This window comes from Agrobacterium sp. OT33 (assembly GCF_017313365.1).
In the GTDB taxonomy this organism is placed as follows: domain Bacteria; phylum Pseudomonadota; class Alphaproteobacteria; order Rhizobiales; family Rhizobiaceae; genus Agrobacterium; species Agrobacterium rhizogenes_A.
In genome coordinates this window covers 520,365-534,796 of the sequence record NZ_JAFLMZ010000003.1, presented here as the reverse complement: position 1 = coordinate 534,796, position 14,432 = coordinate 520,365, and the positions used below count along the sequence as shown (strand labels likewise).

Genomic DNA, 14,432 nt, shown 5'->3' with positions numbered 1-14,432 from the left:
GTCCAGTGCGATCAAGTCCTTGATCGCGAAAGACTCTATTCACGGCGCAGACGCGCCGTGGCTGGATGCCGGATCGGGTCCGGCATGACGGAGGAGAGCCTTCGGATTTCCTACATCGGTCTGTGAGTGTGGTGAGGGCCGCTCACCTTTGACGTATCGCTCTCCATATTTGCCAAATAAACAGGCAAATATTTTGACCAAATGATAAATTTTTTGCCTTTTGGTCAAAGCTCCACCCGCCCCGAAATTTTATCCATTTGATAAAATTATTTTATTTGGTCTGGCACGGAACCTGCTACTCTTTTGTCAAGTCAGGAGACACCTGACGTAAAAAGGGAACAGCAAAATGGAAGTTGGTGTTTTTATCCCGATCGGGAACAATGGGTGGCTTCTTTCTGAAAACGCGCCGCAATACAAGCCGAGCTTCGACTTGAACAAGGCGATCACACTGAAGGCGGAGAAATACGGTTTCGACTTCGCGCTTTCGATGATCAAGCTGCGCGGCTTTGGCGGCAAGACAGAGTTCTGGGATTACAATCTGGAATCCTTCACGCTGATGGCAGGCCTTGCTGCCGTCACCTCCAAGATCAAGCTTTTCGGCACAGCCGCCACGCTGGTCATGCCGCCGGCCATTGTTGCGCGCATGGCAACGACGATCGATTCGATTTCCGGCGGCCGTTTCGGCATCAACCTGATTACCGGCTGGCAGCGGCCTGAATACAGCCAGATGGGGCTGTGGCCGGGCGATGATTATTTCGGTGATCGCTACGAATATCTCGGCGAATACACCACCGTTCTGAAAGAGTTGCTGACGGACGGGCAATCGGATTTCAACGGCAAGTTCTTCAAGATGGAGGATTGCCGCATGAAGCCGGTGCCGCAGGGTGATGTGAAGCTCATCTGCGCTGGCTCCTCCAATTCCGGCATGGCGTTTTCGGCCAAGTTTGCCGATTACAGCTTTTGCTTCGGTGTCGGCGTCAATACGCCGAAGGCTTTCGCGCCGACCAATGAGCGGCTGCTGGCGGCGACGGAAAAAACCGGCCGCGAGGTGAAATCCGTCGTGCTGACGATGGTGCTTGCCGAGGAAAAATCCGAAGACGCCTGGGCGAAGTGGGAGCATTACAAGGCGGGTGCGGATGAGGACGCGATCAAGTGGCTCGGTCTGCAAAGCGCCGTCGACACCAAATCCGGCTCCGACACCAATGTGCGGCACATGTCCAATCCCGTCTCGGCGGTCAACATCAACATGGGAACGCTGATCGGTTCCTATGAGGAAGTGGCGGCCATGCTGGATGAGATGAGCGAAGTGCCGGGAACCGGCGGCGTGATGCTGACTTTCGACGACTTCCTCGAGGGCGTCGAAAAATTCGGCAAATATGTGCAGCCGCTGATGAAGAGCCGGGCGCATGTTCAGGCCGGACTGGAGGCTGCGGAATGAGCGAAGCCGTCGTGGCGGGTTACAAGGGGCCGGAAAGTCGTTCGGAAAGCGTCACGCTTCCCGCAAGGCCGGAGCCGATTACCCTAAAACCCAGCGAGACCGCCGTTGTCGTGGTCGATATGCAGAATGCCTATTCGACCGAAGGCGGTTATGTCGATCTCGCCGGGTTCGATATATCAGGGGCCAAGGGCACCATCGCCAACATCAAGAAGACGCTGGATGCGGCACGCGCGGCGGGCGTGCAGGTCATCTATTTCCAGAATGGCTGGGACAAGGATTATGTCGAGGCAGGCGGGCCGGGTTCGCCCAACTGGCATAAATCCAACGCGCTGAAGACCATGCGCAAACGCCCGGAATTGCAGGGCCAGCTGCTGGCCAAGGGCACATGGGATTATGCCATCGTCGACGAGTTGCAGCCGCAACCCGGCGATATTCTGGTGCCGAAGACGCGTTACAGCGGTTTCTTCAACACCAATATGGACAGCGTTCTGCGCGCTCGCGGCATCCGCAATCTGGTGTTCGTCGGCATCGCCACCAATGTCTGCGTCGAAAGCTCGCTGCGCGATGCCTTCCATCTCGAATATTTCGGGGTGATGCTGGAGGATGCCACGCATCATCTGGGCCCGGACTTTATCCAGCAGGCGACGGTCTACAATGTCGAGAAGTTTTTCGGCTGGGTCGCCACCGTCAATGATTTCTGCGGTGTCATCTCGCAGGCCGCACCCGTCAGCGCTTGATATTCAACACAAGAGGAGAACGAAATGCCGAAAAAGATTATCGTGCCTGCCGGTACCAGCAAACCCATCGCTCCCTTTTCGCCGGGAACCCTTGCCGATGGCGTGGTTTACGTTTCGGGCACGCTGCCCTTCGACAAGGACAATAACGTCGTGCATGTGGGTGATGCCAGCGCCCAGACCCGCCATGTTCTGGAAACTATCAAATCCGTCATCGAAACCGCCGGCGGCACGATGGAGGACGTGACGATGAACCACATCTTCATCACCGACTGGGCGAATTATCAGGCCGTCAACACGGTCTATGCAGAATATTTCCCCGGCGACAAGCCGGCGCGATATTGCATTCAGTGCGGTCTGGTAAAGCCCGACGCGCTGGTGGAAATCGCCACCGTCGCCCATATCGGCAAATAGGGCCAACGGCAGATGATGCATTTCGAGGTTCATGGCCGGACCGATCCTGAGGCGGCCACTATCCTGCTATCTTCGGGGCTGGGTGGATCGGGCACTTACTGGACGCCGCAGATCGATGCCCTTTCCGACCAATTCCGCATCGTCACCTATGACCATCGCGGAACCGGCAAGACCGGCGGCGATGTGCCGGAAGAGGGCGGCATATCGGCGATGGCGGATGACGTGCTGGAGATTGTCTCGGCGCTGAACCTCGAAACATTCCACTTCATGGGCCATGCGCTCGGCGGCCTGATCGGTCTCGATATCGCGCTGCGCCAGCCCCGCCTTATCGACCGGCTGGTGCTCATCAATGCCTGGAGCAAGGCCGATCCGCATTCGGGGCGCTGCTTCGATGTGCGGATCGAGCTTCTGGAAAAATCCGGCGTCGAGGCATTCGTGAAAGCCCAGCCGCTGTTTCTCTATCCGGCCGCATGGATGTCGGAACATCAGGAGCGTCTGGCGCGGGACGATGCCCATGGCGTCGCGCATTTTCAGGGCAAGGCAAATGTGCTGCGGCGTATTGCGGCGCTTCGGGCTTTCGATATCGATAGCCGGCTTGGCGAGATCGACAATCCGGTGCTGGTGGTGGCGACGAAGGACGATCTTTTGGTGCCCTATACGCGTTCGCAGCGGCTGGCGGAGGGCCTGCGGCAGAGCGAACTTTGCCTTCTCGATTTCGGCGCGCATGCGGTGAATATCACCGAAACAGACCTTTTCAACACAAGGCTTCTGCAGTTCCTGCTGCCGGCCACCCGAACATTCTGACAGGATTTTAGAGCAAGATGACGAAAGCACTCGATGACGCGGCACTGGCAACGCTTTTCACCGAAGCACGCACCCATAATGGCTGGGCGGACAAGCCGGTCAGCGATGAAACGCTGAAGGCGCTGTACGACCTGACGAAGATGGGACCGACCTCGGCCAATTGCTCGCCGGCGCGTTTCGTCTTCGTGCGCAGCCCGGAAGCCAAGGAGAAGCTGAAGCCCGCGCTGTCTTCCGGCAATCTGGAAAAGACCATGGCCGCGCCGGTGACTGTTATTGCCGCCATCGACGCTGAATTTTACGAAAAGCTGCCGGAACTGTTTCCCCATGCCGATGCGCGTTCATGGTTCACCTCCAGCCCGGCTGTGGCCGAAGAAACCGCCTTCCGCAATGCCACGCTTCAGGCGGGGTATCTCATCCTTGCGGCCCGGGCTTTGGGGCTGGATACCGGGGCCATGTCGGGTTTCGACAAGGGCAAGGTGGATGCGGCATTTTTTGCCGGCACGACGTGGAAATCCAATTTCCTGATCAATCTCGGTCATGGCGATCCGTCCAAGCTTTTCGGCCGCCTGCCGCGGCTTGCCTTCGAAGACGCCTGTGTGCTGGCTTGATGGCCTGTTAAGGAAGGATGGGTTAGATGCAGATGAAGTCTCTTGAAAAGGAAGCGGAAATGGAGACGAAGACTGCACAGGAGCGCAGCCTCGAATACAGAAACGCCATGGCGCGGCTCGGTGCGGCGGTCAATATCGTCACCACCAACGGTGCGGCAGGCCGCGCGGGCTTTGCCGCGACGGCCGTTTGCAGCGTTTCCGACAATCCGCCCACGCTTCTCGTCTGCCTCAACCGCAATGCTTCCGCCTACAGGGTGGTGAAGGCCAATGGCGTCATCTGCGTCAATACGCTTGCCGCACATCACGAGGTGCTGAGCACGCTTTTCGGTGGCAAGACGCCCGCCGATGAACGCTTTGCCGCCGGAAGCTGGGGCGTGCTCGAAACCGGTGCCCCGGTTCTCGAAGATGCGCTCGTTTCCTTCGATTGCCGTATCCGCGAAGCGCATGACGGTGGCACGCATGACATCCTCATCTGCGATGTCGTCGATATGAGGATCAATGAGGGCGAAGAAGCGCTGATGTATTTCAACCGGCGTTACCGGGTGCTTTGAAGGCGGTCTATCGACAACATCCCGCGGAACGGTTCTGTTTGGCGCGGCCATAGCATCCGCACACCGTCACCCCGGACTAGATCCGGGGTCCAGCGCGATCAAGTCCTTGATCGCGTAAGACCTATTTCTACGTCGCAGACGCGCCGTGGCTGGATGCCGGATCAAGTCCGGCATGACGGACGAAACGTATCGTCGTTTCTCGGAAATTCGAAGGGCGTTTCCGGTTTCCCGGAAACGCCCTTTTCGTTACTTGATCAGCGGCAGGAGGTCGTTGATCGACTTTTTGGCGTCACCGTAGAACATGCGGGTATTGTCCTTGTAGAACAGCGGGTTCTCGATACCGGAATAACCCGTGCCCTGGCCGCGCTTGGAAACGATGACGAGCTTCGACTTCCACACTTCCAGTACCGGCATGCCGGCAATCGGCGAATTCGGATCGTCCTGGGCTGCCGGGTTGACGATGTCGTTGGAGCCGATGACGATGACGACGTCGGTATTGGGGAAGTCGTCGTTGATCTCGTCCATTTCCAGCACGATGTCGTAGGGCACCTTGGCTTCGGCCAAGAGCACGTTCATGTGGCCGGGAAGACGGCCGGCGACGGGGTGGATGGCGAAGCGCACGGTCTTGCCGTCGGCGCGCAGCTTGCGGGTCAGTTCGGAGACTGCGCCTTGAGCCTGTGCCACCGCCATGCCGTAACCCGGTACGATGATGATGCTGTCAGCGTCATTCAGAGCCGCCGCCACGCCTTCGGCGTCGATTGCCACCTGCTCGCCTTCGATTTCCATCGCCGGACCCGTGGTGCCGCCGAAGCCGCCGAGGATGACGGAGACGAAGGAGCGGTTCATGGCCTTGCACATGATGTAGGACAGGATCGCACCCGAGGAGCCGACCAGCGCGCCGGTGACGATCAGGAGATCGTTGCCGAGCGTGAAGCCGATGGCCGCCGCCGCCCAGCCGGAATAGCTGTTCAGCATCGAGACCACCACCGGCATATCGGCGCCGCCGATGCCCATGATCAGGTGGTAACCGATGAAGAATGCGGCAAGCGTCATCAGCACCAGCGTCCAGGCGCCGGCACCGTTGCAATACATGATGAGCAGCACGAGCGAGAGGATCGCGGCGCCGGCATTGAGGATGTGTCCGCCCGGCAGTTTCTTCGCCTTGCCGTCCACCTTGCCGGCAAGCTTGCCGAAGGCGACAACCGAGCCGGTGAAGGTGACCGCGCCGATGAAGACGCCGAGGAAGACCTCGACCTTCATGATCGCCAGTTCCACCGGCGTTTTATGGGCGAGGATGGCGGAAAAGCCTGTCAGCAGCGAGCGCGCCGCCTCATCGAGCGAGGCGACATGCGCTTCCTCGATATGGGCGTTGAAGCCGATGAAGACGGCGGCGAGGCCGACGAAGGAGTGAAGGGCGGCCACAAGCTGCGGCATTTCGGTCATCTGTACGCGGTTTGCGACGTAATAACCGAGGACGGAGCCACCCGCGATCATCAACAGGACGATGAAGCCTATGCCGACATCAGGCCCGAAGACCGTTGCGACAACGGCAAGACCCATGCCCGTTATGCCGTACCAGACGGCGCGTTTGGCACTTTCCTGTCCGGAAAGACCGCCAAGAGAAAGGATGAAGAGAACGGCTGCGGCAACATAGGCCGCGGAAACGATACCAATGGTCATGAAATGTCCCCCACCCGGCTCAGGACTTCTGGAACATGGCGAGCATGCGCCGTGTCACGAGGAAACCGCCGACGATGTTGATCGTCGCGATCAGGACGGAAAGCGAGGCGAGGATCACCACCAGCCAGTTACCGGAACCGATCTGCAGCAGCGCACCGAGGATGACGATGCCGGAAATCGCATTGGTCACCGCCATCAGCGGCGTGTGCAGCGAATGGCTGACACTCCAGATGACCTGGAAACCGACGAAGCAGGCCAGTACGAAGACGATGAAGTGGCTCATGAAGCTTGCCGGCGCATAAAGACCGACGAGAAGCAGGATGGCCGTGCCAGCGACGAGCAGGCCGACCTGGTTCTTGGTCTGCGCCTTGAATTCGGCCCGTTCCTTGGCGTGCTTTTCCTCGGGTGTCAGCTCCCTGGCCTTTTCCTTCGGCTTCTGCGCGGCGATCGCCTGGATTTTCGGCGGTGGCGGCGGGAAGGTTATCTCACCCTGATAGGCAACGGTCGCACCGCGGATGACGTCGTCTTCCATGTTGTGAACGACCTTGCCGTCCTTAGCCGGCGTCAGGTCGGTCATCATGTGGCGGATATTGGTGGAATAGAGCGTCGAAGCCTGCGCCGCCATGCGGCTCGGGAAATCCGTGTAGCCGATGACGATGACGCCATTGTCGGAAACGACACGCTGGTCGGGAACCGTGAGATCGCAATTGCCGCCGCGTTCGGCGGCGAGGTCGATGATGACAGAACCCGGCTTCATCATCGCCACCATGTCGGCGAGCCACAGTTTCGGGGCGTCGCGGCCCGGAATGAGCGCCGTGGTGATGACGATATCGATCTGCGGTGCGAGTTCGCGGAACTTCTCAAGCTGCTTCTCGCGGAATTCCGGCGAGGAGGGGGCGGCGTAACCGCCGGTGGCGGCGCCGTCCTGCTGCTGGTCGGCGAAATCGAGATAGACGAACTCAGCGCCCATGGATTCGATCTGCTCGGCCACTTCCGGGCGAACGTCGAAGGCATAGGTGATGGCGCCGAGCGAGGTGGCCGTGCCAATGGCGGCAAGACCGGCGACGCCTGCGCCGATCACCAGCACCTTGGCGGGCGGTACCTTGCCGGCGGCGGTGACCTGGCCGGTGAAGAAGCGGCCGAAATTATTGCCGGCCTCGATCACCGCGCGATAACCGGCGATATTGGCCATGGAGGACAGCGCGTCCATCTTCTGGGCGCGGGAAATGCGCGGCACCATGTCCATGGCGATGACGTTGGCGCCCTTTTCCTTGGCCTGCTCCAGAAGGTCCTTGTTCTGGGCGGGATAGAAGAACGAGATCAGCGTCTTGTCCGAAGACAGGCGATCAATCTCCGACGTTTCCGGCGGACGAACCTTGGCGACGATGTCTGATCCGGCGTAAAGCGCATCCGCGCTATCGACGACGGTGACGCCGGCTGCGCGATAGGCGTCGTCGGAAAATCCGGCCGCCTTGCCCGCACCGGCCTCAACGATGCAATCATATCCGAGTTTCTGCAATGCCTGGGCGCTGTCGGGCGTCATGCCGACGCGCGCCTCGCCCTCATATAATTCCTTAGGCGTCCCGATTCTCAAAATGGCTCTCCCTCTGCCTGATAATATAGGGGGGTCATATCCTATTCAGGGGGGCTTTGTCTCCATATTGATTTTGTCTTGCCTGCGACGGAATGACAGCCCGCTGCGACAGGCTCTTTCGACATTCCGGCGCGCCGCGCAATAAAAAAACCCGGCGCCTGCGCGCCGGGTTTCGAAAATGTCGATTGGTATATGGCTCAATCCATGGCGTGGATATCGCGGTCCTTGGTTTCCGGCAGGAACAGCAGGCCAACGACCAGCGTGATGCCCGCGAAGATGATCGGGTACCAGAGGCCATAATAGATGTCGCCCTTCGCCGCGCTCATCGCGAAGGCGGTGGCGGGCAGAAGGCCGCCGAACCAGCCATTGCCGATGTGGTAGGGCAGCGACATGCCGGAGTAGCGGATACGGGTCGGGAACAGTTCGACCAGCAGGGCCGCGATCGGGCCATAGACCATCGTCACATAGATCACGAGGACGGTCAGGACCGCGATGATGACGATCCAGTTCACGGCTGCCGGGTCGGCCACCATGGAGAAGGCACCGCCGCCGGCAATGGTGTAGACGGCCATTTCCGCCGCACCACCGGTCTCGGACGAGGTCAGCAGCTTGTCCGCCACCAGCTTGTCGGTCGCAACCATCTTCTTGTCGGTGGCGCGAACCGCCTCGGCGTTCAGGCCGAGTTCCGGGTTGGCGGCAATGAAGGCGTCCAGTTTCGCATCCGGCACCTGTGCCGCACCACGCACCAGCGGATAACCGCCGTCATGCAGGGCGATGTTGACCTGCTTCTGGAAGGCCTTGTCCTGTGCCGCCGCATCCGCGCCGGCGGCGATCGCATCGTAGCTGGCGATGGTTGCATCGCCGATCTTGACGCTGGCCGGCTGGCCGGCCGTTCCGGCAACCACGTCATAGGGCACGGAGTTGCGGGTCAGGAACGAGGTGGCGATATCGCAGGATGTGGTGAATTTCGCAGTCCCCGTCGGGTTGAACTGGAACTTGCAGTCGCCGGGTGCCGCGGTCACGGTGGCGCGGACGGTGGCCTGGGCTTGCGCCAGCGCCGGGTTGCCTGCCCATGTCAGTGCCTTGAACAGCGGGAAGTAGGTCAGCATGGCAAGGACGAGGCCGGCCATGATGATCGGCTTGCGGCCGATCTTGTCGGAAAGCCAGCCGAAGATCACGAAGAAGCTGGTGCCGAGGATGAGCGCTGCCGCGACCATGATGTTGGCCGACTGCCCGTCCACCTTCAGGATGCTCTGCAGGAAGAACAGCGCGTAGAACTGGCCGGTGTACCAGACGACGGCCTGACCGATGACGGCGCCGATAAGGGCGAGCAGGGCGATCTTGGCGTTTTTCCACTGGCCGAAAGCTTCGCTGAGCGGAGCCTTGGAGGTCTTGCCCTCTTCCTTCATCTTCTTGAAGGCGGGGGATTCGTTCATTTTCAGACGAATCCAGACCGATACGCCAAGCAGTAGAACCGAAACGAGGAAGGGAATGCGCCAGCCCCAGGCCGCGAAGGCTTCCTTGCCGAGTGCGAACTGCACGCCGAGGATGACAACCAGCGAAAGGAACAGGCCAAGCGTCGCGGTCGTCTGGATCCACGAGGTGTAATAACCCCTGCGGCCGTTCGGCGCGTGTTCGGCGACGTAAGTTGCCGCACCGCCATATTCACCGCCAAGCGCCAGACCCTGCAGCATGCGCAGCGCGATCAGGATGATCGGGGCGGCAATGCCGATCTGCGATGCGCTCGGCAGGACGCCGACGAGGAAGGTCGAAACGCCCATGATCAGGATCGTGACGAGGAAGGTATATTTGCGGCCGACAATGTCGCCGAGGCGGCCGAACACCAGCGCGCCGAAGGGGCGCACGAGGAAGCCGGCGGCAAAGGCCAGAAGCGCGAAGATGTTGCGTGTCGTTTCCGGATATTGGCTGAAGAAATTCGCGCCGATATAGATCGCAAGCGAGCCGTACAGATAAAAATCATACCATTCGAAGACTGTTCCGAGAGAAGAGGCGAAAATCACCTTCTTCTCCTCACCCGTCATGGGACGGGCGGCGCCGCTTGCGGCTGCAACATTTGCCATTTTCTGTCCTCCACAGATGTCCAATCGACGCATTGCAGAGCCCATCTCTCTCCTCCGGGCTCGCCTTGCGGCTGCAATGCGCAGAGTGTCAGAGTGACAGAAAATTAACCCCAATAAGAGCGATGCTTTCGGATTATGACTTTAGTCTAATGTATAATGTGCAAAAATGTCGCAGGGCCGTTCTGGTCCGTCCGCATCGACGGGCAGCAGGCTCGCCTTTTTTCTTGACACAAACAAGAAACCTTCTAATAGCTTCTCGCGAAGAAGGAGCATCACCTTGCGCATGCATGTTGCAGACATGTTCGTCATGGAAGGACCGGCACAATTGGCCGGCGATGATCCGCGCCTTTCTCATTCTACCCGAATTACGGCCAAAACGACGATTAAAACCGTCTAACGTCTCTGGCCACCGCTCTCTCCCCGGTTTGGCTGGGGATCGAGGAAGCCGCGATCTGATGCGGGTTCCCACCTCACCGAAAAGAGGAGAGACAGAAAGAGAGCTTGATCATGGGTTTCAAAGTTGCAATTGCAGGCGCTACCGGCAACGTCGGTCGCGAAATGCTCAATATCCTGGCCGAACGCGGTTTCCCCGCCGATGAAGTCGTGCCGCTCGCTTCCGCCCGCTCCCAGGGCACGGAAGTCTCCTACGGCGATCGCACGCTGAAGGTCTCGAACCTCGAGAACTACGATTTTTCCGACACGGATATTTGCCTGATGTCGGCCGGCGGCGATGTTTCCAAGAAGTGGTCGCCGAAGATCGGCCAGCAGGGCTGCGTTGTCATCGATAACTCTTCCGCATGGCGCTACGATCAGGACGTTCCGCTGATCGTTCCGGAAGTCAATGCCGATGCGGTTGCGGGCTTCACCAAGAAGAACATCATCGCCAACCCGAATTGCTCCACGGCACAGCTCGTTGTCGCGCTGAAGCCGCTGCATGACTTCGCCAAGATCAAGCGCGTCGTCGTCTCCACCTACCAGTCGGTTTCCGGCGCCGGCAAGGAAGGCATGGACGAACTGTTCCAGCAGACCCGCGCCGTCTTCGTGGCCGATCCGGTCGAGGCCAAGAAGTTCACCAAGCGCATCGCCTTCAACGTCATTCCGCATATCGACGTCTTCATGGAAGACGGCTACACCAAGGAAGAGTGGAAGGTTCTGGCCGAAACCAAGAAGATGCTCGATCCGAAGATCAAGGTCACCTGCACGGCCGTTCGCGTTCCTGTCTTCATCGGCCATTCGGAATCGGTCAATATCGAGTTCGAAAACGAGATCACCGCCGATCAGGCCCGTGACATCCTGCGCGAAGCGCCGGGTTGCCTCGTCATCGACAAGCGCGAAAACGGCGGCTACATCACCCCGGTTGAATCCGCCGGTGAGGACGCGACCTATATTTCGCGTATCCGCGAAGATGCGACGGTCGAAAACGGCCTCAACCTGTGGGTTGTTTCCGACAATCTGCGCAAGGGTGCGGCTCTCAACGCCGTCCAGATCGCCGAACTCCTGATCAATCGTGGTTTCATCAAGCCCCGCAAGGCGGCTGCCTGATACGATTTTTTAAGGTTCGTTAAGTATAACCCGTCTGTTCTGTGTGGGGCAGGCGGGTTTTTCGATTGGCGATGATCACAGCCAGTTTATTTGCAGGCCTTGCTGCCGAAAGGCAATTTAGGCCGCCAAAAGGCAATTTGGCACCTGAATCATACAGCAGCGATGGTTTGGTTCTCGGGATGAATTCCCCAAAGGATATCGAAGGCAGATTTTGATGCGGGCAATGAAGGCAATTCTGGCTGGTGTGGCCATGGTCTCGGTTCTGGCAGCGACGCCGGTTATGGCTGCGCAATGCGGCAACACTTCGGCAGGTTTCGATGCCTGGGTCGGCGCTTTCAAGAAGGAAGCGGCGGGCCGCGGTGTCAGCGCTTCGGTGCTCGACCGTGCTTTCTCCGGGGTCTCCTACAACCAGGCGACGATCCGCGCCGATCGCGGCCAGCACAGTTTCAAGCTGTCCTTCGAACAGTTCATGCAGAAGCGCGGCGGTCAGACGATCATCTCGCGCGGCAAGACCATGAAGAAGAACAATGCCGCTCTCTTCGCTTCGATCGAGAGAGCTTACGGCGTTCCGGCCGGCCCGCTGCTCGCCATCTGGGGCATGGAAACCGGCTTCGGCGGCTTCATGGGCAACCAGCATACGCTTTCCGCCGTTGCGACGCTCTCCTTCGACTGCCGCCGGTCGGATTATTTCACCGAGCAGCTTTATGCGGCGCTGAAGCTCGTCGGCAGCGGTTCGCTCAATGTCAACGCCAAGGGTGCGGCCCATGGTGAAATCGGCCAGACGCAGTTCCTGCCGCTCAATGTCGTGCGTTATGGCGTGGATTTCGACCGCGATGGCCGCATCGATCTCGTCGGCTCGCGCGCCGATGCGCTAGCCTCCACGGCGAACTTCCTTGTCGGCCATGGCTGGCAGCGCGGTGCGGGTTACCAGCAGGGACAGGCAAATTACGCCGCCATTCAGGGCTGGAACGCCGCAAGCGTTTACCAGCAGGCCATTGCCTTCATCGGCAAGGCGATCGACGGCCAATGAGGTCGCTTTCCAAGGACTAAAGGCCCACTTTCGTCATGCCGGACTGGATCCGGCATCCAGCCATGGCGCGTCTGCGCCGTGAAAGAGTCCTACGCGATCAAGGACTTGATCGCACTGGACCCCGGATCAAGTCCGGGGTGACGAAGCTGAATGTCATTGGCGGCGACTACGCGTCTCAATCACAGATCCGGGCGGCGGAAGTCGCCCGTTTTGCCGTCCATCACCCACAATTCGCCGGTCGAGATATCGAACCAGGCGCCGTGCAGCTTCACCTTGCCGGCGGTTTCCTGTGCCTTGACGAAGGGGAAGCCGCGCAGGTTGGCGATGGAGGTGCGGATGGAGACGCGTTCCAGCGCCGTCTGCCGTTCGGAAGCGGTCATCACGTCATTGCTCTGGATCTGTTCGGCCGCCGACTTGACCATGTTCATCCACTTGCCGATGAAATCGCCGGGAGACAGCGGCTCGAGATTGGGATCGAGCGCCGCCTGAATGCCGCCGCAGCGGCCGTGGCCCATGACGACGATGTCCTTCACCTTCAAGACCTGCACGGCATATTCGATGGCTGCCGAGGTGGCGTGGTACTGGCCGTCAGGCTCGAAGGGCGGCACCATGTTGGCGACGTTGCGGACAACGAAAAGCTCTCCCGGTCCGCAGTCGAAAATGGTTTCCGGCGCCGAACGGGAGTCACAACAGGCAATGAACAGGGTCTGCGGTTTCTGTCCGGTGTCGGCCAGAACGCGATATCTTTCGCGTTCGTCGACATAGCGGCCGCTCATGAAGTTCTTGTAGCCGTTGAGAAGGGTTTCCGGAAAATCTTTCATCTATCGCAGTACCGTTATGCTTGGACCAAGATCACGGGGCGAACCTGGCGCGTTGAAGACCAATCCTTTAGAGCATTTTCGCTTTCCTTCGAACCGCGAAACCGCTCCAACTTCCTGTTGCCGCATTTCCGGACGGAAAGCCGAGGGCCACTTTTCCTGGAAATGCTTTAGCCGCTATTTGCGCTTGCTGCGTGAAGGATGCAAGAGATGACGCATCTGCACCATGGCCATGGGTGTGGAGAGGCTTGAAGAGTCGGTCTCCAGCGTCAGTTCGTTCATGTCGCGTTTTTTCGTGCGCGCCAGAATTTCGAAAACGCTGGCGGTTGCCAGTTGCAGTGCCTTTTCGTCGTCCATGCCTTCCAGCAGGCGGGCGAGGAACAGCGCCGACATCAGGTCGCCAAGGCCGTTCGGCGCATTCTCGATGGCACGGTGTTCGGCAAGCAGTGCGTGGCGGCCGCTGAGGTAGAGATTGCCGGTGCCGCCCGTCATCATCGGCACGGCCGAGGTGACCAGCATTTTCGGCGGGCCGAGTGCGAGCGCCGCATCCATGATGGCGTTGTTGGTTTCAAGCTCGGCGCCGCTCATCCAGGCCAGTTCATAACGGTTCGGTGTCGCGACGGTCGCAAGCGGGATGAGGTGGTCGCGGATGGCTTCGGCGGTCTCAAGGGGAATGTAAAGCCCGCCCAGATCGCCCATGACCGGGTCACAGGCATAAATCAGCCCCGGGTTCTTTTCCCTGAGGTTGCGGATCAGCCTTGCGACGGAGCGAACCTGCGCCGCGCTTCCGAAATAACCGGTCAGAACAGCCTTGACCTCGCCGACCCATTTGGCGTTTTCAAGGTCGGTCATGGCCTTGTCGAAGTCGTCGTCCTGAAAGCGCATCCGCGTGGACGGGCCATGGCCGGGATGCCAGGGCATGACGATGGTGGGTACCGCCCAGACGGGATAACCGAGTGTCTCCAGCGCAAAGACTGCCGCCCGGTTACCGACCGAACCACGCATGACGTGGCTGGAAATGACGATGACAGCGCCCTGTGTATTTTCCTGCATCACGGCCTTCTTGCTTTCAAATGTCGCAGAAGCGCGCAAGCGCCCCTGCCTAGAGATCAAGATGCGCTCTCATGACATATCGCAA

Annotated in this window: 13 protein-coding genes; 8 read left to right on the top strand and 5 right to left on the bottom strand. The window is 59.5% G+C overall.

What is annotated here, in order from left to right; all coding sequences use genetic code 11:
• Nucleotides 1–346 precede the first annotated feature (346 nt).
• Genes rutA through rutF form a run of 6 tightly spaced genes read left to right on the top strand, consistent with a single transcriptional unit; the run spans nucleotide 347 to nucleotide 4,549 of the window.
• The gene (gene rutA, locus JZX88_RS10130) at nucleotides 347–1,438 is read left to right on the top strand and encodes a pyrimidine utilization protein A (protein WP_206913442.1); all 1,092 of its coding nucleotides are present in this window, start codon (nucleotides 347–349) and stop codon (nucleotides 1,436–1,438) included.
• Nucleotides 1,435–2,175: a pyrimidine utilization protein B gene (gene rutB, locus JZX88_RS10125; protein ID WP_006312121.1), complete on the top strand. Its 741-nt coding sequence runs from the start codon at nucleotides 1,435–1,437 to the stop codon at nucleotides 2,173–2,175. Before rutA ends, rutB begins: the two co-directional genes overlap by 4 nt.
• Nucleotides 2,176–2,199: 24 nt before the next feature.
• Nucleotides 2,200–2,586 (top strand): pyrimidine utilization protein C, encoded by a 387-nt coding sequence (gene rutC / locus JZX88_RS10120; protein ID WP_045023399.1) that lies wholly within the window; start codon nucleotides 2,200–2,202, stop codon nucleotides 2,584–2,586.
• Between the two features lie 12 nt (nucleotides 2,587–2,598).
• Nucleotides 2,599–3,390: a pyrimidine utilization protein D gene (gene rutD, locus JZX88_RS10115; RefSeq protein ID WP_206913441.1), complete on the top strand. Its 792-nt coding sequence runs from the start codon at nucleotides 2,599–2,601 to the stop codon at nucleotides 3,388–3,390.
• 17 nt (nucleotides 3,391–3,407) lie between these two features.
• Nucleotides 3,408–3,998 carry a malonic semialdehyde reductase gene (locus tag JZX88_RS10110; protein ID WP_206913440.1) on the top strand — a complete coding sequence of 197 codons (591 nt, stop codon included), beginning with the start codon at nucleotides 3,408–3,410 and terminating at the stop codon, nucleotides 3,996–3,998.
• 26 nt (nucleotides 3,999–4,024) lie between these two features.
• The gene (rutF, locus tag JZX88_RS10105) at nucleotides 4,025–4,549 is read left to right on the top strand and encodes an NADH-dependent FMN reductase RutF (protein WP_065114115.1); all 525 of its coding nucleotides are present in this window, start codon (nucleotides 4,025–4,027) and stop codon (nucleotides 4,547–4,549) included.
• 246 nt (nucleotides 4,550–4,795) lie between these two features.
• Here rutF and JZX88_RS10100 read toward each other — a convergent pair whose 3' ends face one another.
• From JZX88_RS10100 to JZX88_RS10090, 3 genes are all read right to left on the bottom strand, one after another.
• On the bottom strand, nucleotides 4,796–6,229 hold the full coding sequence (locus tag JZX88_RS10100) for an NAD(P)(+) transhydrogenase (Re/Si-specific) subunit beta (protein ID WP_065114114.1): 1,434 nt from the start codon (nucleotides 6,227–6,229) through the stop codon (nucleotides 4,796–4,798).
• Between the two features lie 19 nt (nucleotides 6,230–6,248).
• Nucleotides 6,249–7,823: a Re/Si-specific NAD(P)(+) transhydrogenase subunit alpha gene (locus JZX88_RS10095; protein WP_206913439.1), complete on the bottom strand. Its 1,575-nt coding sequence runs from the start codon at nucleotides 7,821–7,823 to the stop codon at nucleotides 6,249–6,251.
• A gap of 197 nt (nucleotides 7,824–8,020) precedes the next feature.
• The gene (locus JZX88_RS10090; RefSeq protein WP_174030344.1) at nucleotides 8,021–9,904 is read right to left on the bottom strand and encodes an MFS transporter; all 1,884 of its coding nucleotides are present in this window, start codon (nucleotides 9,902–9,904) and stop codon (nucleotides 8,021–8,023) included.
• A 507-nt stretch (nucleotides 9,905–10,411) separates the two neighbouring features.
• Between JZX88_RS10090 and JZX88_RS10085 the strand changes: the two genes are divergently transcribed.
• Entirely contained in the window at nucleotides 10,412–11,446 is a 1,035-nt protein-coding gene (locus JZX88_RS10085) for an aspartate-semialdehyde dehydrogenase (protein WP_003522626.1), read from the top strand.
• A 214-nt stretch (nucleotides 11,447–11,660) separates the two neighbouring features.
• Nucleotides 11,661–12,476: a lytic transglycosylase domain-containing protein gene (locus JZX88_RS10080; protein ID WP_065114111.1), complete on the top strand. Its 816-nt coding sequence runs from the start codon at nucleotides 11,661–11,663 to the stop codon at nucleotides 12,474–12,476.
• A 179-nt stretch (nucleotides 12,477–12,655) separates the two neighbouring features.
• Here JZX88_RS10080 and JZX88_RS10075 read toward each other — a convergent pair whose 3' ends face one another.
• Together JZX88_RS10075 and pdxY are read right to left on the bottom strand one after the other, a co-directional pair.
• Nucleotides 12,656–13,297, bottom strand: coding sequence for a carbonic anhydrase (locus JZX88_RS10075; RefSeq protein ID WP_003522624.1), 642 nt, complete (start codon nucleotides 13,295–13,297; stop codon nucleotides 12,656–12,658).
• A 174-nt stretch (nucleotides 13,298–13,471) separates the two neighbouring features.
• The gene (gene pdxY / locus JZX88_RS10070; RefSeq protein ID WP_065116050.1) at nucleotides 13,472–14,347 is read right to left on the bottom strand and encodes a pyridoxal kinase PdxY; all 876 of its coding nucleotides are present in this window, start codon (nucleotides 14,345–14,347) and stop codon (nucleotides 13,472–13,474) included.
• Between the last annotated feature and the right edge of the window lie 85 nt (nucleotides 14,348–14,432).